This window comes from Carboxylicivirga marina (assembly GCF_016612505.1).
In the GTDB taxonomy this organism is placed as follows: Bacteria; Bacteroidota; Bacteroidia; order Bacteroidales; family Marinilabiliaceae; genus Carboxylicivirga; species Carboxylicivirga marina.
Window position 1 is genome coordinate 1 of the sequence record NZ_JAENRR010000077.1, and the last position, 19,829, is coordinate 19,829.

The following is a 19,829-nucleotide window of genomic DNA, read 5'->3' on the forward strand; positions in this document are numbered from 1 at the left end:
AATGAATTAACAAAGCGAATCATGCTTCTTTTTGCTTGACATTCAGCGTTTTAACTTACGTGGGAAACATCAGTTATATAACTACACTGTGCTTTCTAGCACCTTTATTAATCAACATTTCCGGACAGGAAACAGTAACTAATGATAGCATCTCTCAACAACAGTCTGATGATAATATTGGGGGTGCATCTGTTGGCCGACAACTGGAAATAGACAAAGAATCCTACTCGTTTGAGTACCGCTTTTCCATCACTCCTATGAATAAATGGTATTCAATGAAAGACAAGGCATTGACTGATAAAGGTCTTCAATTTGGTATTGATTATACATTCTTATACATGCGCTCATCAAAAGTGATAAGCGATGCAAATAATAAAAATACAGCCAGTGGTATTTTAAACCTTCAGTTAGGCTGGAACATCATTAACCGAAAAAGTGGTAAAAACAAAGGGACTCTATTATTTAAACTGAGTGATCGTCATGCTTATGGCTCTCTTACCTCCCCAATGTTTCATGGCTTGAATGAATCTGGCTATTATGGGCTGAGTGGAACGGGTTACCACAATTACACCATGCGAATTCTCGAATTTAATTACCAGCAGTTTTTTGCCAATCAGCGACTTGGTTTTGTCGTCGGTAAAATTGATTTGGCTAACTATTTTAATTTCCATGGCATTAGCATCCCTTCGATGCACTTCGTTGGTTATGGCTCTATGGTGACAGGTACGGGCAACTGGGGTAATGCAGGTTTGGGAGGTGTTGTAATGGGACGCCCCACAAAACAAAGCTATATCATGCTTGGAGCCATTGATGTATACGGCGATCTTTTTCAAGATGGCGATTTTTTTGACCTAGGCCGTAATTGGGAAAATGGTGATTTTATGTACATGGCAGAGCTTGGGTACATACCAAATTTCAGTGAACGTTATTTTAAGCGCATCTCACTCATGGCTTGGAAATCGCCCAACTACACTTCATATGGTGGTAATGAAGTAGCTGCCGGAGAAGGCATTGCCTTTTCTTCACATTGGTTTTTTGCTCAGCGCTTTGCTCCCTACTTTAAATTTGGTTTTTCAAACGGAGCTGGTGAAAACACCTTTTATAAGCATGACCTACAGCTTGGTCATGGATTGCGTTTCAGGCATTACGATATGTTAGGAACATCTTTTAGTTGGGCCAAACCAAACATCCCTGACACAAAGGACCAAATGACTTTCGAGGTCTTTTATCGCTATAATGTGTCAGCTCACATTGAGATAACAGGTGATTATCAATACATTATTAACCCCACCCTCAATCCTAATGACAATGGATTAAGCTACATAGGCTTGCGAGGAAGAATTAAATTGTAATCATTAAAAAGAATATAGAAAAACGCTAAAAGCGATTGTAAAAAAAACCGAATACTAACTTAAACTTAGAAATATGAAATGCATTGGTTTTATACTTGTGGCTTTAACTATAGCTACCACTCTTTCGGCACAAGAACGACCTGATTATTATGATGCCATGACTTGGCGCTTTATTGGCCCCATGATGGGAACACGAGGCTCGGTGGTTATTGGCCATCCTACCGAACCCAATACCTTTTTCCATGGAGCCGGTAATGGTCTGTGGAAAACGGAAGATGCCGGCACTTACTGGGAGCCGGTAGGTGATGAAGACTTTAATTATGGTAGCATTGGTGCCATGGAATTTTCAGAATCGAACCCAAAAATCGTCTACGTTGGTTTAGGCGAACCACAAATGCGTAACAACGTAAGCTGGGGTGATGGGGTTTACAAATCAACCGACGGCGGTGATAACTGGACACATGTTGGCCTAAAAGAAGTGAAGCACATTTCGCAGGTGCGCGTTCATCCAAATAATCCGGACATAGTTTATGTAGGTGCATTTGGTGACGCCTTTGGCCCGAACACTGAACGAGGTGTTTTCCGCACTAAAGACGGTGGTCTTACATGGGATAAGGTGCTTTACAAGAGTGATAAAGCCGGTGTGATTGACCTGGTCATGAACCCATCAAACCCCGATGAGCTGTTTGCCGTTATGTGGGAATTCGAGCGTAAGGCCTGGGGTCCCAAAACGGGTGGTCCTGAGTCGGGTATGTGGAAATCAACCGACGGTGGTGATAACTGGACTGAAATAACCTACAATAATGGCTTGCCTAAAAAGGGCCGTGGCCGAACAGGTATGACCATGTCGGCTGCTGATGCTAAAAAAGTATATGCCTTAATCGATTCAGAGAGCCAACCTGGCTTATATGTATCCAATGACCTTGGTGAGAACTGGGAGTTTGTTTCTGACTTCTTCCAGATTATTGGTCGTCCGTTCTACTATAGCCATATTTATGCCAGTCCGCACGATGCCAATGAGCTATGGTGCCCTAACAACCGTATGTTTATGAGCAAAGATGGTGGTCTTACGTGGATACTCGATCCGGGTATTAAAGATGACTTCCACGATATCTGGATTTGCTCTAAAGATCCAAATCGCATGATTGGAACGAATGATGGAGGTTGCCAGGTGAGCACGACCGGTGGAAAAACATGGAGTAGTCAGTATACCCAAAAAAACGCTCAGTTCTACCGTGTAAATGTGGATAACGACTTCCCATACAACGTTTATGGTAGCGGTCAGGATATTTTGGCCTATAAGGTGCCTAGTGCCTCTCGCTGGGGTGGTATTTCCGGAAGTGAAACCACCATTATTGGTAACGGTGAAATCAGCAGCGTCATTCCTAATCCGGATGATTTAAACATTGTTTATAACATTTCGGGTGGCGCACCAATGGGGAGTGGTGCACCTTTTACGGTTAATAACATTGCAACTGGTCAAAATGAAGTTCGATCGGTTTGGCCCATACCATTGTTTGGACTGAATGGCTCTGATTTAAAATACCGATTCAATTGGGACCTGGCTTACTTCTTATCACCTCACGATAGTAAAACCCTTTACCTCGGTGGTAACGTGGTATTTAAATCAACAGATGAAGGATTGAACTGGGAAGTCATCAGTCCCGATTTAACAAATGACTTGAAAAATCGTCAGAAAATCACCGGTACACCCTGGTTATCGGAATACTTCGGACAAGAGATTTACAGTACCATCAAACGCATGGATGAATCGCCTGTTAAACAAGGTGTTATATGGACTGGCTCAGATGATGGTAAAATACATGTGACCAAAAATGGTGGTAAAGACTGGGAAGACATCAGTATCAAGGACAAATATTTACCAAAATACTCACAGGTTTATGAAATTGAGCCCTCACAACATGATGCAGCTACAGCATATGTGGTATTCTCCAATTTCAATACCTACAACGATTACAAACCGTACATCTATAAAACAACAGATTACGGAAAAACCTGGACAAACCTGTCGGCTCAGTTCCCACAGGGGGAAATTAGTCGGACATTAAGAGAAGATAAAATACGTAAAGGTTTATTATTTGTTGGTACCGAAACTGGCGTTTACTATTCATTAAACGATGGACAGTCGTGGGATAAGCTAAAAGCTAATTTACCGGCCGTGCCAGTGGTTGACATGAAAATTAAAGATGTTGATTTAGTGATCGCTACCAACGGACGTGGTTTCTGGATTATGGACGATATCACACCTCTGCGTGAGAAATCAGCTGAGGTTGATGCCAAGCCAGTTCACCTCTACCCTATTCCTGAGCACACGCGCTTTGGTTACAACTGGTGGCTAGATTATGTTCCTGGTGGTGACCCGGGCATGAAAAAGAACTACTTTGTTCAGAACATGCGTCAGGGCTTGACGTATTATGAATTAAGCTTTAAACAAGTGAATGGTGAACGCAAGCGTCAATTTATCGATGCTGGTGATCCTAAACCATTGGGACCTACCTTCTATTTTAAACTGGAAAAAGAGCCGAAGGACATTGCCATTGAAATACTAAGCAAGGATGGGAAGGTGTTACGCAACTACAGCAAAGAACAAATGATGTTGAATACCGGTGAAGGTGGTGATTTTAACACTGGCATGAACAAGTTTGTATGGGATATGCGCATCAATATGTTGCCACGCGTTCCAAAGCGTCCACCAACAGCCGTTATACCAATTGTTCCTCCGGGCGAATATCAGGTTCGATTAAGGGTTGATGGCACGGTTGAAACACAGCCATTCGTGATTAAAATGAGTCCAAAAGAGAACTATACGCAGGCGCAAGCTGATGCGAAGTTTAAGTTCTGGATGGAAATGTATAATCAGGCAGCTGCATCAACAAAAAAAGTGATAGCTGCACTGGATACACGCGATAAGGTCTTGAAGCAACTGGAAGCATTCAAGAATTCAGGAGCTAAAGCTGGTAAAATCAAACGTGCTCAAAAGCAAGCTGATGAAATTACACGTATCGTTAATAATTACGAGGCTACCTTTGTATCGACTGGTCGTACATTGGCTGAGGTGATTAACCTGCCTGCCACCATCTTATTTAAGATGTCGTTTATGAGTGGTATTCTTGACCATTCAGAAGGCCCTGTATCAGGTAGCATGCAAGCCGAATACAAAGGCCTGGTTGAGGAAGCAAATGCCGCTGACAAAACTTATCAGGCTGACATTGAACCTGAGATGAAAAAGTTCTACAAATTCATAAAATAGTAAAGTATGAAGAAACAAGCATTAATAACTTGTATCGCACTTCTATTTTTTGGCCTTTGTCTTCAGGCCAGTGAAGAAAGTAAAACATGGGCTGCCTCAAACAAAGCAAAGAAGTTTGTAGAAGAAACCATTGTAATTGGCTTTTTTGCCAGCCCTTATGGTGCCGGATGGACTGAAGATAAACATTTGCATGATTATCTGAATCGCTCAAGAGCAGCTGGTATTACGGGCCATAGCATGACCCTGGCAGCAGCCAGCCATACCTGGGAAAACTTTATTGTCGAACATCAAAGATGGCGGGAAACCATGGCGCAAGATCCTGACAAATATATTTTTGTGCGCAGCATCCGCGATATTGAAGCCGCCCATATCAGGGGCAACACAACCGCTGTGGTATGGAATTCACAAACCTCTACCATCATTAATGGCGACTTAAAGAAAGTGGCTACGCTCAAAGAAATGGGCATTGGCAGTATGCTCCTATCGTACAATGATTTATTTCGTGCAGGGTCAGGTAGTTTGGCCGAATTCAACGGCAATACAACAGGTGTAACCTCCTGGGGACTAGCCATCGTTAATGAAATGGTCAAACATGGTATCATTGTCGATTTGAGCCACATGGGTCCTATCACCACCAATGGTATTATGGATCACATGGACAAAAACTACCCTGGTGTCCCCTATGTTTTCACGCACTCCCTGCCCATAGGATTGTACAAGAACGAACCTGCAGCCACACCTAAGGGATGCTATCGTAACATTAGTGATGAAGAAGCCATTCGTGCTGCCAAATCGGGCGGCTATGTTTCACCAACCTTTACCGAGTGGATGATGGATGGCATTTGGCCCGATGATATCACACCCCAACAATGTGCCGATATGATTGACTACTATGTGAAGTTAGTTGGTGTTGACCATGTGGGAATTGCTTCTGACGATATGTTTACCACCCAGCCAACCATGGGTTTTGTCGCCAAGAACTCAGCTATGTATGCCGATGACGGTTACATGGTAAATGCTTTTAACAAAGGTGCAACGGGTTGTGGTGAATTAGCGAAGATATTACCTGCCATAACAGATGAACTTTGGAAAAGAGGCTACTCCGATGAAGATATCAAAAAGATTTATGGAGGAAACAAAATGCGGGTTTATCGCCAAGTTTGGGAAGGCATTGCGCCTGAGAATGACCCAGTGAGTAAAAAAGAAAGAGAGCGCTTTGTGAATAAATATCGCAATAAGTTTATCGAAAAATAAGAGTTTATAATTGGATTTATCGAGCCTGAATATAAGTTTTATATTCAGGCTTTTACTATCTGATTTATAGACTACCACTCCTTATTTATCTTATACTTCCTTGTTGATTAAAGATAGTAAGGGTTAAGGCTACAATTAGCCGATGATTTAACAATTAAGGTTTAATACCAAAAAACATTAAACTACGCTTAAATTCAATTCGTTTTTAAAGAGGTTAATCTTAAGCATAATAGATTGTAGCCGCTTTTAAAATTACATTAGTTTACTAAGAAACTACCGTAAGACCGGGAAGCCTATTTGATCATTTATACCAATTACAAACCAAAACGATTGATAAAAAAATCAAACTGTCCTTTTGTATCGGCATTAACCATTGTAATTAGCAAAATAATTTGTCAATCATTTTGGAATACAAGTGGTGTTAATTGGAACAACAATGAGTATGATACATCCCTATTCGCTAACGGAAATTGGGTATTGCTTAAATATCTTACCCACAATTTCATTAATTCTACCATCAGAGCCTTTCACATTCCCCTCGCGTTCGCCTTCAACTGTTCCAATCCAAAGTATATCCTTTGTTTTAGCGTCAATGAACTCGATTCGTAATTTACTAATTTCCGTTTGATACTCATCTGTTGAGCTATAACTACTACCCATGCCCATACCATAACCACCATAACGATCACGATATCCCATATAAGGACCTCCATTATAGGTGGTATGTGTCTCATAACTTTTTTGAATATCAATACCTACTGCCCATAAAATCAACATATCGGGCTCTTCAGATCCTACTAAGCCTCGTAATTTGGCTTGTTTATCGATGGCGACTTCCACACGTTGTTTATTCATTTGATTGACAATGAATTTTTGATTAGCCAAATCGTCTTCATTTACAAAATGCACTACTTTATAGCTGTTGTATTGTACAAAGTTGACACCACTCCTATGATCGCTGGTGTACTTAATTGAGCTACAAGAAAAAGCCACAATTTCAATAACATTTAGTATTAGTCATTTTTACATTAGTTTAAAGTTTTAAAAAATATTTCTCTTTAATCTATATGTAATATAGCAACAAAACATCCCTGACAATATTTAGCTTAGGGAACAAATTTGAAATAAAAAAAGGAAGGCATATGCCTTCCTTTTAGTTGAATACCACACCTCATAATAAGTTGTGATATCGTAGAACACCCTATAATTAATTGTAACTAAGCTCTTGCTTTTGGGAGATTGGTCCTTTTTTATTACCTGATACAAAACGACTATTACTTAAGTTGTGCTCCAGCTTAAATTGTCTAGTAATATTCTCCAATTCACCAGCCTGAAGATCTAATTCTTCAGCACTACTAGCCATTTCTTCTGCTGATGATGCATTTTGTTGTGTCACATTACTTAATTGTTGCACGGCATTATTGACCTGGTTTGCACCTATTTCCTGTTCTTTACTGGCCGTAGCTATTTCCTCAACCAAACGGGTTGTCTCTGTTATATTCGGCACAATTGCAGTAAGCTTATCATTAGACTCAACAGTTGTTTGTAACCCACGCTCCGCTAATGTTACAATTTCATTAGCTGCCATCTGGCTTCTCTCAGCTAATTTTCTGACTTCAGCTGCAACAACTGCAAAACCACGTCCTTCATCTCCCGCACGTGCTGCTTCTACTGCTGCATTGATAGCTAATAAATCCGTTTTTTCAGCAATCTCTACCACAATATTAATCTTTGCATTGATATCCTTAACCGCATCCATGCTATTTTGAGAAGCCTGAGTAACAGATTCAATAGCCTGAGATGAAGCAACAGAAATATCCTTCGTTTTTAATGCATTCTCAGTGTTTTGTTGAATATTGGCAACCATTTCTTCCATGGATGTTGATACTTCCTCAGATGAAGCGGCCTGTGTATTTACACCATTCGATATCTCCTGAGCCCCACCATTTAATTGGCTACTGGCAGAAGATACATTCTGCGAACTAACAATAATGGCGGTCACAACTTCCTTCTGTCGTTCAAACATTTTGCGTAAATACCCATAAAGACCATTATTACTATTATGTGGAAACTCATAAGTCAAATCACCTTCTGTCAGACTTCTAGCAACCTCAACAGCCTCTGCAGGCTCACATCCTAATTGTCCGGTAATAGTTCGTGTTATCATGATGGCCAGAATAATACCAAAGATAATGGCCAAAGCAATTAATGAATAGATTAAACGAAAAGAAAAGGCTCGCACATCAGTGGCATTGGAATCAAACTCAATCGCTTTATTAGCAGCAAAATTGGCTAATTCTTTGATGGAAGCATTGAGAGCTTCGACATGTCGTGCACCTTTACCTTTTGTTATTTCAGCAGCTTCTAAACGTTGACCTTCACGCATCAGCTCTATCACTTCATTTCGGATGGGTTTCCAATCTCGAAACATGTCCTTGGCATTCATCCACATTTCATCCTTCCCTAGAAAGCGCTCCTCAATAATATCAAAACGTTTATACACATCTTGCTCAAAGTCATCTACTAATCGAGAGGCTTTTCTGATACCACTTTCATCGTGTGCCAAAGCCACATCTTTCATAGAGCGGTGCATCTTAACGATATCGCGCTCAATACTCAACACTGCATTACTTACGGCATATGGATGTTTATAAAGCTTACTGGTTAGGTCAGAAAGCACATCCATACGATTGATGGCGAATATACTGACGATTAAAAAAGTGACAATAACTATTGCAAAACCCACTGCCAGGGTTGTTCCTACTTTTAATTTATTAAACATTTTGTCTGTAAATTTTATTGTTATTGATTTAGTTCTTGAATTTGTATATTAACATCAGTGAAGCAAAACTTGAAAAATCTTTTGCATCAACTTTGTTGACTAATTTCTTGTATGAATCCTGAGCTAAGAAGAAACTATAGTTGAATTTTAAACCAAAACCTTGTTTAAAAGAGATATCGTACATCAAATCCAACTCACTACCCAGATCCTTATCTAAAACTTTCGGCTCAACACCAATATCAACTGGATCCAGTACATTATTTGGCAAACTAAACTGATGCCAACTAATCTGATACTTACCTTTTAAAGCAGAGCCAGATAAACGCAGATAAAAATCTAATAAACCGCCTTGTTGATTAATAGGGAATAACTCCATATAACCATAAAACTTATGAAAAGCTCCATTTAACTTATGGAAGGTTTTATTTTTCGTATTGTTCAAATCTGTTTCATCGGTACCTGATAAATAATCAAGCGTTATTCCAAAGGCATGCTTGTTGTGATATTTCCACTTTACACCACTTGAAAACATAAAGGCGTTAATACTTGTACCATCAGTTTCAGTGCCCACCTGATGATAAAAAGTTCCCTGCAGGCTTACACTATTTTCTGCAACTTTGTAGTCCAAATTGGTACCATAGGTGAAACGACCATATAAATCAGTCGATTCTTCTTTTTCATTTAATTCTAAAATACCTATCGCAGACGCATTAATTGCTCCCAGTTGTCGCTTATACCATAGAAATGACAATGACTTAAAGAAATCCAAATCATATGGCGTTGCCCACCAACTATTCCACTTTTCATTATTATAACCAGCTCCTATGTGGAATTGCTGCACATCATTTTGATGCTTCAAAAGCAACATATCATAAGTGGCCCCGAAATTATGCCAGTTTCGCCGCGACAGCAAACGCTCATCGTCATAAACCAACTCTTGTCGGCCAGCTTTTATTTGTAACTGTTCGTTTAATTGAAATTGCGCCCACGCTTCATATACACTGAACGAGTTATTATCAACCAATATTTTTTCTTCACCCCATGCTCTCACATCCTGAGCTGATAGATTAAATTCTGCTAACTGGGTTTTATGATTAAAATTAATGCGAGCTCGCTGATGAATCAATGTTTCTGGTGATTGATCCTCATTAAGCAACTTCATATACCCATTGCGATACTCAAGTCTGGGTCTGAATTCACCTGAAATATTGAGTTGTGCAAATCCACTAAAAGTTATTGTCAGAAACAGCACAAAACTTAGAAGTGCCTTTTTATTCATTCTAATTTTCATCGCTTTGTAATTACTCTGTGATTTCGTTTAATTCTTTCTGCTCTGCATCAGCCATTTCATCCTTGAGAGCAATAACATCCTCTGTTTCAATCACCTCCTCAATGTTCATCATCATAATAAACTTACTATCATGCAATAATACGCCATCAATGTATTCTGTATTATACCCTTTGCCAATTTCAGGTACTGGTTGTACATCTTTCTCATTAACTTCGATTACATCATCGACCTTATCCACCATCAATCCCACCATAAAAGATTCATTCTCTTTTTCAAGGTTTAGAACAATTATTACATAACGCTCTTTATCCTGATAATTATCAAGTGAAAACTTCAAACGTGCATTGACAATGGGTAATACATTGCCTCTAAAATTCACAACTCCTTCTACAAAATCTTGCGTATTTGGTACAGAAGTAATTCCATACTCCTCGCCTATTTCAATAATTTCAAGGACGGAGCCTACGTTCACAGTAAAACTTTCTTCTTGCAAACAAAATGTCAGGTATGACTTTGATTCATTCTTATCCATCTGGATTATAATTAATTTATTATTCGACTACTATACAATAATTGATTACATTACTTTTAATGAGTACTGCTCCTACCTAAATGCCTTTTCATTTATTAAGTTTCTCGAAAAGCCATAGATATCAACAACCCTTAAGTACTGTTTTAAACAAAAAAATATCAATCAAAGCATCGGCTAAATGACGTTTCAAATAGCCAATGCATTTTGGACTGGGAGTTTTGTTTTATATACTTTCAAAATCACTCAAATCAGTATCACTGAAAGTAATTTCTTTTCCTAATTCAAGTTGAATACCATTTGATGTAGCAGGCATTTTATTTGTCACTTTTCTTTCTAATCTTGGATTCGTCATTTTCTGACGAGATATTTGATTCTTCGTATGCGATGTAAAACCCTCATCATCTAATCTAAAATACTTGGTTATTTGGGCCAGTTCTTCTGCTTGTGTTGCCATATTTTCAGAACTACCTGCCAGCTCTTCAGCAGCTGATGCATTCTGTTGCGTAATGGCACCCAGTTGCTGAATGGCTGTATTCACTTGCGTAGCTCCTGCATTTTGTTCATTGCTGGCATTGGCAATTTCTTGTACCAATTGTGCCGTTTGAACAATATCTGGTGTGATTGCTTTCACCAATTCCGATGAGTCTTGGGTGGTTTTCACACTGCGCTCTGCTAAAGTCATTATCTCTGACGCAGCCAGTTGACTTCTCTCAGCCAGTTTTCGCACTTCTGCTGCAACAACCGAAAACCCCTTACCTTGCTCTCCAGCTCTGGCCGCTTCAATGGCCGCATTAATAGCTAGTAAGTCGGTTTTTTCTGCTATTTCAACAACTATGTTGATTTTCTGCCCAATTTCATTAACCGCACTTAGGCTTTCATGAGAGGCCTTAGCCACCTTTTCCATCAATCGATTAGATTGAGATGCTATACCTCTGGTCTTCAATGCATTATCGGTGTTTTGCTGGATGTTAGCGGCCATCTCTTCCATGGAAGAAGACACTTCTTCTGTTGATGCCGCTTGCTCATTAGCCCCACTGGATATTTGTTGAGAAGCCGCGTTCAGGTTTTGACTTGTACTTGTAATATTATCTGCTCCTATCACAATATTGGCAACTACTTCTTTTAGTTTATGGGCCATATTCACAAGTGCATTACCCAAAATACCTAATTCATCCTTCTTATCAATTATCAGGCGCTCATTCAAATTGCCATCAGCAATTTTTTGTGCATAGTTCACACATTGATTCAGTGGTATAGTCACCGCCCTGATAATAAAGGTCGCAATAATGAGTCCTAAGGCTATCGCTAATACAATTGCTATGATCAGCATGGAATACGAATTGACACTTTTATTATCCACAAATTCATACACGCCCTCACGCAATTGGCGTGCGGCCGTTAATAACTTAGCCGATGACTCACGCTGTTGAACTTGGATATCTTGCTGTTGAGCCACTATATCTTTGTAACTCAAAAACTTCTGCTTGTAATCACCTATCGCTGATTGGGCTTGCTTAATCGCATCTTTGGTCACATCTGAAGCCATTAACTCATGAGCGTCATTTAATAATTTTACGATGGACGTAATTTCATCCATTAAAATTCTTTCATATTCTTCGTTTGGGTTGGCCACATATTTATTTGCGGTGATGCGTACACGATTCATAGCGTTCCGTGCATTTTGCACCATATAAACACGTTCAACAGCTGAATAATCCTCTTTATTTTCTCTGGAAAAAGCAGTTGCTGCATTAACAACCTTAATAATCTCACCGGCAGCCTTTAGGGCTGCAGCTGCTCGTTGGGCGTGCACCTCTTGCTTCTCTCGCTCCAAAAGATAAAAAGCTTCATTTGAAGCATTGTAACTATTGTTAGCTTTAGTAATTTCCTCAGCGATTTGTTTATTACTTTGTGATAACAACAAGTCTCTTACTTCTCCAGACTGCTTCTTAATATTCGAATATTCTGTTTCGACAGAGCGATAATATTCATCATCTCCATATATAATATAACGCAACGAACCCGCCTGTGAGTCACCACCATCAACTATTATTCTATTTACAATTTTTGATATCTCTAATTGATAAACAATTTGAGATATGCCTCGATAAGCAATAAACCCAACAGCGCCTGTTAATAAAAGCACAATAAAAAAGCCACTATAAAGCTTTGTTCCTAACTTAAGATTTTTGAAATTCATTATCCTTTAATTTATTTTGAACTAACACCAATCTTAAACGCTCATCAACAGCACAAGTTGAGAAATACCCCCTGAAATAGAGGTCGCATTTCTCTAATAATAATCAACCTTTAAGTACTGTTTTTTGAAAAGAGAGAGAAACCTTGAAACATTGCAAAAAATCTCAACAAGATTATCCTTGTTCTATCTTTTTATATCTGATCAGTTAAAAACTACACATACAAACAACTGACAACCTGTTCCATTCTAACATCAGTTGTTCTTTGCCGATATTTAGATTAAAGCATCTTACTCATATCAACCACCTCATTAGCAGGTATAAGTTTTTCTAAACAACCCTAAAAAACACACTAACACCAATATTAAAATTACAATATTCAGGTATTTAAACGTTCTAATAGTACTTTTGCGAACAGGGTAGTATTACAAAAAAGCATATGTCCTTCTGGTTTTTATTCAGCGTGTCTTATATGCAATATTTTTATTAATCGGGAAAAAGATTGTGGATAGAAGAATCAACTTATTAAGGGAAGAAATTACTCTGCAGCATGGCAACCTGCTTGCCATTGCAGAAAACCTCAAGGTGTCGTTAGAAATGTACTTTGATTTAGATGAATTAAAAGCTTTAGCGAACAGGCTCCTCACTTTAGCGGAGCTTCACTTTACCACTGAAGAAGCTCTCATGCACATGGTAAAGTATAGGGATATTGCATTTCATGCAAAAGAACATTTAAACATATTACATGGCTTAAGGGAAAATATAACGTGTTTGTGTCACGATTTAGAATCATGCAATGATTTAGTTAATAGTGTAAATGACTGGCTAATAGACCACATGAATCGAGTGGATAAGGAGTTTGAAAACTATTATGTGTTTTTTATCAATCAGGGCTTTCTTGATGCGTAAACTAATAGGATGACTGAGAATTCAATTTACAATTCAGCCCTTAATAGTTTGAACATACTTCAGGATGCAAGAACTATCTATCTGAATATCTATGATCATTCAAGTGGAAACACATACCTGGCACACTCAACGGATTATAGAAGCACAAACGAACCATTCAAATTCAACAAACAGGAGGAGGGTGTTTGTAATATTACAACTGCAAAAACAACAGATAAAGCATTCATTTGGTATTTAGAAAATATTATAGACGAAATTCGTACAATTTGTCTTATTTTGAAATTTGACTATCCTAAACCCGCGTGTACACAATTATTCGAACAAGTTCGTTTAACGAATAATTTATTAAGCGTATCATTGAAGCATGCAGGCTTACAAAACGATTATCAAAAGCTGAACCATCGATTTGGAGAATATAAAAAACAACATTTTCAACAAAACGAAAAACCAGATAAGACAAAAATACTGCTACATGAAGCTACCAATGAAATTAAAAACCTTAATCAATTACATGCATCAAGTTTTTATAACGATAAAGCTGTTAAATTATTAATTGATCCTGAGCAAGGGGACATTATTGACGCCAACAATAGCGCAGTTAACTATTATGGTTATAGTAAGGAGCAATTGCTTCAAATGAATATTAATGACATCAACAGCCTCAAGCGATCGCAAATACAAACAGAGATGGAACGAGCTCGAAAGAGCCAGCGTAATTTCTTCCGTTTTATTCATCGTAAAAACAATGGTCAGTTATGTCATGTTAAAGTCTTTTCTACTCCTGTTAAAATCTCAGGAAGGACACTTTTACTATCAACAATTATAGATGTTCTGCACCTTTATCATCTTCAAGATAAATTATCCAAGAGTTCCATTGAACATTTCAACCTGTTTAATAACGTGCCTGTTGGTATTTTAGTCATCACCGTTCATAAAAAGCCAGATAATAATCGACTTTTAATTCGTGATATAAAAGCCAACAAGGCTTTTAAAGAATTAATGGGATATAATGCAAAATCGTGCAAAAAAGAATTAATAGAAGAACTAAAAACATTTGATAAAAAAATATTTTGGCTACGAAAAATTGTGAACATCACTTCAAATGATAAACTCGATTCATTTAAATATTTCATCAATCAAACAGGCAGACTGGTATTAGTGGACAACATTGTACAGTTCAACAATAACAACAACAAAATAATAATCAGCTACAGTGACATTACTAATACAGCTCTTAAGGATAGGCAATTACAAATTGCATCAAATCAATTCAAATACCTGGCTAATACAAACAAGCAGGGAATTGTTCTATTACGAAACGGCTTGTTAGCTGATTGTAATACTGCCTTTGAAAAAATGACCGAAACCAAGATAATCAATACTAAAAACAGGGTATTCGCCTATGAATTTATAGATAAAAATTATCACGTAAAATTTAACGAATATCTAAACACGAACAACACTGAAGCAATTGAACTACGTTTTAAGGATTATACAAATCCGGTATCCATTAAATCGATGTATTACGAAGGTCATTTCTCATCTGACCGCGTTTTCATCATCAACGACTTAAAGAAACTTAACGAATACCAAAAGGAAATACGACTAGCCCAAATAGAGGGTGAAGAAATAGAAAAGGAACGCATTGCCAGGGAACTTCATGATGGGCTTGGTCCCATGCTTACTGCCGGTAGTATCTACACCTCAGTTATTAAAAACAAGTTATCTGATGACGACGATAAGGCACTTCTGACGCAGTTAGACTGTTTGATTTCAGATGTTGGTAAAACGGTTCGAGACTTATCCCACAATTTAAGTCCTGCCGTATTAAAGGATTATGGACTTGAAGTTGCCATTGATTCCTACATAAAGAGTATAAGAACAACTGAATTTGAAATTCATTTTCATTGTGAAATTCGGTCAGGACTAAGTGACTACAAAGAACTTGCTTTATACAGGTGCATTACCGAAATGTTTAACAACACCATCAAACATGCCAATGCTACCAGGATCGAACTGCTTGTTTCTCAACCAAAATCGGAAATCATTATATGTTATGCCGATAATGGCATAGGGTTTAATCTGGATGAATCACGAAATGGAAAAATGGGCATCGGCATTAGTAACATGCAAAACAGAATTGAAACCATCGGTGGACAAATTCGAATCATGTCGGTCCCTGGTAATGGTACCACAGTAATTATTAGACTCAAAGCTAAAAAAAATGGAAGCAAACAATATTAAAATAGCATTAGTAGAAGATCAACCCATTATCAAAGATGGTATTCGCCTTTTAATCAATCAGGTTCCGAACATGAAGGTGGTAGCAGAGTTTACTGATGGACAAGACTTCGTGGATAATCATCAACTTGCTGACTACGATATTGTGGTAACTGACGTTGATATGCCGCGCTTAAATGGCGTACAAATGGTGAAACAAATTCTTTCATTTGCTCCCCAAACAAAATTCATTGTATTAACCATGCATCAGGAAGCCGCATATTCCATGGAACTAATAGCCATAGGTGTGAAAGGTTATGTATTTAAACAATCTACATCATCAAACCTGGTGGATGCCATCGTATCAATTCACGCTGGTCAAACTTATTTTAGTCAAGAGTTACTTCTCAATCTTGTAGATATAAAAACAAAAAAAAGAAAAGCTGCTGAATTAGCTGAGAACGACAAAAAACTATTGCAATTAATGAGCTATGGCTATTCTAACAAAAAATTAGCAGATGAACTTTTTGTCAGCGTCAAATCAATTGAAGGTTATAAGCGTCAATTATACAAATCAACCGGATGTAAAAATTCGATGGAATTAGTTGTATGGGCCATTAAACATGAGGTTGTTAAAGTCTAAGATGAAGGAGGCTGAAGTTAGCCTCCTCCTTTGTCTATCTATAACCATCAAAAAGTATGCAGCACAAATTTCATTGTAACCCTAAATACGCAATTCTTTTTTTGACCACGAATTACACCAATTTTACGAATTAAATTTCTGTCGAAATTTGAACATACTATGATTCAGGCAATATATGAACAAAGCTTCCCTTACCCACTTTACTAAGGCTGATGTGAGTGAAGCCCATAAATCCTGAAATTATACGAAATATTACATTTTAGCCATTCACTCATAAAAACAACATAATAAGTGAAGCCACTACACCACCAGTCACACCAATAATGGTTTCCATCACGGTCCAGGTTTGTAGGGTTTGTTTTTCGGTCAGTACCAGGTATTTATTGGCCAGCCAGAAACCGGAATCATTGACGTGTGACAAAACGATAGAACCGGCACCAATGGCTATTGTTATGGCAGCTAGCTGAATGTCTGAATAATTTACACCTTCGAGCATGGGGGCGATTAATCCACAACTGGTGAGCATCGCAACGGTAGCCGATCCTTGAATAATCCGTACGGCTGCAGATAAAATAAAAGCCAGCACCACAATCGGCATTCCGGAGTCAGAAAGCATATCACCCAGTGCCTGACCAACACCTGAATCAATCAATATTTGTTTAAAAACACCACCAGCTCCCGTTACTAAAATGATGATACCAGCTGGCACTAAAGCCTCTGAACAAATTTGCATCACCTTGTTTCGAGATAATCCCTGGGGAATGGCTAAAAAATAAAACGAAACCAGGCAAGCAATGGTAATGGCAATAAATGGATGGCCAAAAAACTGAAGCCATTGGTGCGATGATGAGCTCTCGGGTACAAATCGTGAAAAAACCGTTTTTAAGCCAATTAGTAGCAGTGGTAAACTAATCATTAAAAGTGCCATGCCAAATGAGGGCCCCTTCTTTTGCACTGACTCCTCTTTTTCTGTACGATGGTATTCAGGTAGTTCAACATGGACTTTTTTAGCAATGAATGAACCAAAGAGCGGTCCGGCTAAAATCATGGCAGGAATAGCAGCCAGTACACCAAAGAAGATAACATAGCCAAAGTCAGCTCCCAGCAGAGAAGCCACCAATACAGGGCCCGGCGCAGGCAATAGAAAGGCTTGACAGCTGGCAATACCAGCAAACAAAGCGATACCTATTTTAATCATAGAACCACCACCACGGCGCACTACGGCATGTACCAATCCAATTAATAATACAACTGCAACATCAAAAAACAGAGGCATCGAACAAATCAATCCGGTGATGGCCATTGCCCAGTTAGCTCTTTTTATGCCAAAGCGCGCCAGCAGGGTTTCTGCAATCCGATCCAGTGCGCCGGTTTCCTCCATTACTTTACCAAACATAGCACCCAAAGCAACCACAACGGCAATAAACCCAAGTGTTCCTCCCATACCTTTTTCAATGGTTTGCGCAATACTGGCAGGACTCATGCCCGATAGTAAACCGGCAATTATTGATACTACAATTAAGGCTACAATGGCATGCATGCGCACCTTCATAACCAGGATCAGCAATAATAAAATTGAACCTAATGCTGTTATAACTAATGAAATATCTGACATAATTATCGATTATAACTCCAGTGAGTAACAAATAGTTGTAATAATTTCAAGCACAGGAGGGTGAATATCCACTGTAAGAACATCATTTTCTGAACCATCAGGCTCTTTCAGCGTATCAAACTGACTTTGTAACATATCGGCCTTCATAAAATGTCCCTGACGTTGAAGCAGGCGTTGATAAATTAAATCGTAGCTTCCTTTCAGATAGATAAAGCGTGTATTGTATTTTTTATCGCGAAGCAAGTCACGGTAACTTTGTTTTAAAGCCGAACAAACAACAACGACCTTTTCGCCCTTACCTACATATTCAAAAGCCCTTTGTTTTATGGCCTGAAGCCAAGGCATACGATCAGTGTCATTAAGCGGCTGCCCCTTAGCCATCTTTTGCTTATTATCCTCAGGATGCAAATCGTCTCCATCAATAAATGCGGCATTAAAAACACTGGCCAACTCAACGGCAACGGTTGATTTACCACTACCTGAAACGCCCATTACAATAACAATATCAATTGGCATAGTGATGCTTTTAGGTATAGTAAAAATATAAAATTAAACCAGGTTCGACCTAAAGACATGCAAAATTGACCTTAAGACACATTAAAAACGCAGTTGTTGAAAATTTCCACCTGATTGCGGTGAATGAAGATTTGCGCAAAGCGGTTATTGTGAACGATGTGAAGAATGCTAACTTTAGCAAGGTTTTTTATGAAAAAAAGTGCAACTGTAATCAGTTAATCATGGCTAAAACTCTTCTATTAATTGTTTTTTTATCGACTGCTATGCTATCAAATGCTCAAACACAAGCGATATGGCCAGAGGGCCAGATGCCTAATTTCTCAGGTACAATAGGAACTGAGCAACTACCGGAACGAGACATTGTTTTTATTGAAAATGTACAGGTACCAGGCATTGAATCCTTTATCCCCACCAAGCAAGCAGCTAATGGCGCCGCAGTTTTAATTTGTCCGGGTGGTGGTTATGCCGGTGTAGCATACGACTGGGAAGGCAGTGATGTGGCTAAATGGTTGAATAGCCTTGGTGTGGCCGCTTTTGTATTGAAGTACCGCATGCCTCAGGCCGAATCTGTGGAAGTATCGCACCTGGCGCCTTTGCAGGATGCACAACGTGGCATACGTTGGATACGCCGCCACGCCAAGCAATTCAATATCGATGAAAACAAGGTGGGTGTCATGGGCTTTTCAGCAGGTGGCCACTTGGCCTCAACACTCGGAACTCGTTACAACACATCAAGCTATGCAACGATTGATGAGATGGATGAAATAAGTGCCAGGCCTGATTTTATGATGCTGTTATATCCAGTAATCAGCATGAAGAAGGGTGTTACACACAATGGTTCGCGCAATAACTTACTTGGCAAAAAACCATCGAAAGAACTGATTGAAGAGTATTCCAACGAGCTAAATGTTAAGGCCGATACACCCCCTACTTTCCTACTCCATTCGGGCGATGACGGTGCTGTACCTGTTGAAAACAGTATTCGTTTTTACCAGGCCTTGATTAAAAATAAGGTAAAGGCCACCATGCACATCTACCCTACCGGTGGTCATGGTTATTCTCTTGGTTATTGCCGAGATGATGCACCAAATTGGGCTCCTTTGGCAGAAGAGTGGATAATGAAGGTGATTAAATAAGTTAAACCAAGGCTTCGCCCAAACCTGACTTTCTATAGGTGGGTTCTAAAAATTAGTTTTTTCAATTTTTGACTTGATAAAATCGCAGAACCCTTTAACGAAATTTTCAA

General features: G+C 38.8%; 14 protein-coding genes. 7 read left to right on the plus strand and 7 right to left on the minus strand.

All coding sequences use genetic code 11. From position 1 onward, the window contains the following. The first annotated feature begins 59 nt into the window (after window positions 1-59). From JIV24_RS22825 to JIV24_RS19670, 3 genes are all read left to right on the plus strand, one after another. The gene (locus tag JIV24_RS22825) at window positions 60-1,352 is read left to right on the plus strand and encodes a carbohydrate porin (RefSeq protein ID WP_200466791.1); all 1,293 of its coding nucleotides are present in this window, start codon (window positions 60-62) and stop codon (window positions 1,350-1,352) included. Window positions 1,353-1,425: 73 nt separating this feature from the next. Then, window positions 1,426-4,623 carry a VPS10 domain-containing protein gene (locus JIV24_RS19665; protein ID WP_200466792.1) on the plus strand — a complete coding sequence of 1,066 codons (3,198 nt, stop codon included), beginning with the start codon at window positions 1,426-1,428 and terminating at the stop codon, window positions 4,621-4,623. Window positions 4,624-4,629: 6 nt separating this feature from the next. Further along, window positions 4,630-5,877: a dipeptidase gene (locus JIV24_RS19670; protein WP_200466793.1), complete on the plus strand. Its 1,248-nt coding sequence runs from the start codon at window positions 4,630-4,632 to the stop codon at window positions 5,875-5,877. Between the two features lie 453 nt (window positions 5,878-6,330). On the opposite strand, the gene JIV24_RS19675 is transcribed toward JIV24_RS19670, so the two are convergent. From JIV24_RS19675 to JIV24_RS19695, 5 genes are all read right to left on the minus strand, one after another. Beyond that, a complete protein-coding gene (locus tag JIV24_RS19675) occupies window positions 6,331-6,870 on the minus strand; it encodes a DUF4136 domain-containing protein (RefSeq protein WP_200466794.1) in 540 nt (179 codons plus the stop codon). 214 nt (window positions 6,871-7,084) lie between these two features. Continuing rightward, complete coding sequence (locus JIV24_RS19680) at window positions 7,085-8,659, minus strand: methyl-accepting chemotaxis protein (protein WP_200466795.1); 1,575 nt, start codon at window positions 8,657-8,659, stop codon at window positions 7,085-7,087. 28 nt (window positions 8,660-8,687) lie between these two features. Continuing rightward, on the minus strand, window positions 8,688-9,938 hold the full coding sequence (locus JIV24_RS19685; protein ID WP_234445894.1) for an alginate export family protein: 1,251 nt from the start codon (window positions 9,936-9,938) through the stop codon (window positions 8,688-8,690). A 22-nt stretch (window positions 9,939-9,960) separates the two neighbouring features. Next, entirely contained in the window at window positions 9,961-10,482 is a 522-nt protein-coding gene (locus JIV24_RS19690) for a chemotaxis protein CheW (protein WP_200466797.1), read from the minus strand. 223 nt (window positions 10,483-10,705) lie between these two features. Then, window positions 10,706-12,682, minus strand: a complete 1,977-nt coding sequence (locus JIV24_RS19695; protein WP_200466798.1) for a methyl-accepting chemotaxis protein — start codon at window positions 12,680-12,682, stop codon at window positions 10,706-10,708. Window positions 12,683-13,184: 502 nt separating this feature from the next. Here JIV24_RS19695 and JIV24_RS19700 point away from each other — a divergent pair. Genes JIV24_RS19700 through JIV24_RS19710 form a run of 3 tightly spaced genes read left to right on the plus strand, consistent with a single transcriptional unit; the run spans window position 13,185 to window position 16,452 of the window. Continuing rightward, window positions 13,185-13,589 carry a hemerythrin family protein gene (locus tag JIV24_RS19700; RefSeq protein WP_200466799.1) on the plus strand — a complete coding sequence of 135 codons (405 nt, stop codon included), beginning with the start codon at window positions 13,185-13,187 and terminating at the stop codon, window positions 13,587-13,589. Window positions 13,590-13,598: 9 nt separating this feature from the next. Next, window positions 13,599-15,833: a PAS domain-containing protein gene (locus JIV24_RS19705; protein WP_200466800.1), complete on the plus strand. Its 2,235-nt coding sequence runs from the start codon at window positions 13,599-13,601 to the stop codon at window positions 15,831-15,833. Continuing rightward, entirely contained in the window at window positions 15,814-16,452 is a 639-nt protein-coding gene (locus JIV24_RS19710) for a response regulator transcription factor (protein WP_200466801.1), read from the plus strand. Before JIV24_RS19705 ends, JIV24_RS19710 begins: the two co-directional genes overlap by 20 nt. A 271-nt stretch (window positions 16,453-16,723) precedes the next feature. On the opposite strand, the gene gntU is transcribed toward JIV24_RS19710, so the two are convergent. Both gntU and JIV24_RS19720 read right to left on the minus strand, forming a co-directional pair. Continuing rightward, complete coding sequence (gntU, locus tag JIV24_RS19715; RefSeq protein ID WP_200466802.1) at window positions 16,724-18,067, minus strand: gluconate transporter; 1,344 nt, start codon at window positions 18,065-18,067, stop codon at window positions 16,724-16,726. Between the two features lie 9 nt (window positions 18,068-18,076). Then, the gene (locus tag JIV24_RS19720) at window positions 18,077-18,583 is read right to left on the minus strand and encodes a gluconokinase (RefSeq protein ID WP_200466803.1); all 507 of its coding nucleotides are present in this window, start codon (window positions 18,581-18,583) and stop codon (window positions 18,077-18,079) included. A 65-nt stretch (window positions 18,584-18,648) separates the two neighbouring features. Between JIV24_RS19720 and JIV24_RS19725 the strand changes: the two genes are divergently transcribed. Then, complete coding sequence (locus JIV24_RS19725; protein WP_200466804.1) at window positions 18,649-19,719, plus strand: alpha/beta hydrolase; 1,071 nt, start codon at window positions 18,649-18,651, stop codon at window positions 19,717-19,719. Window positions 19,720-19,829: the final 110 nt, after the last annotated feature.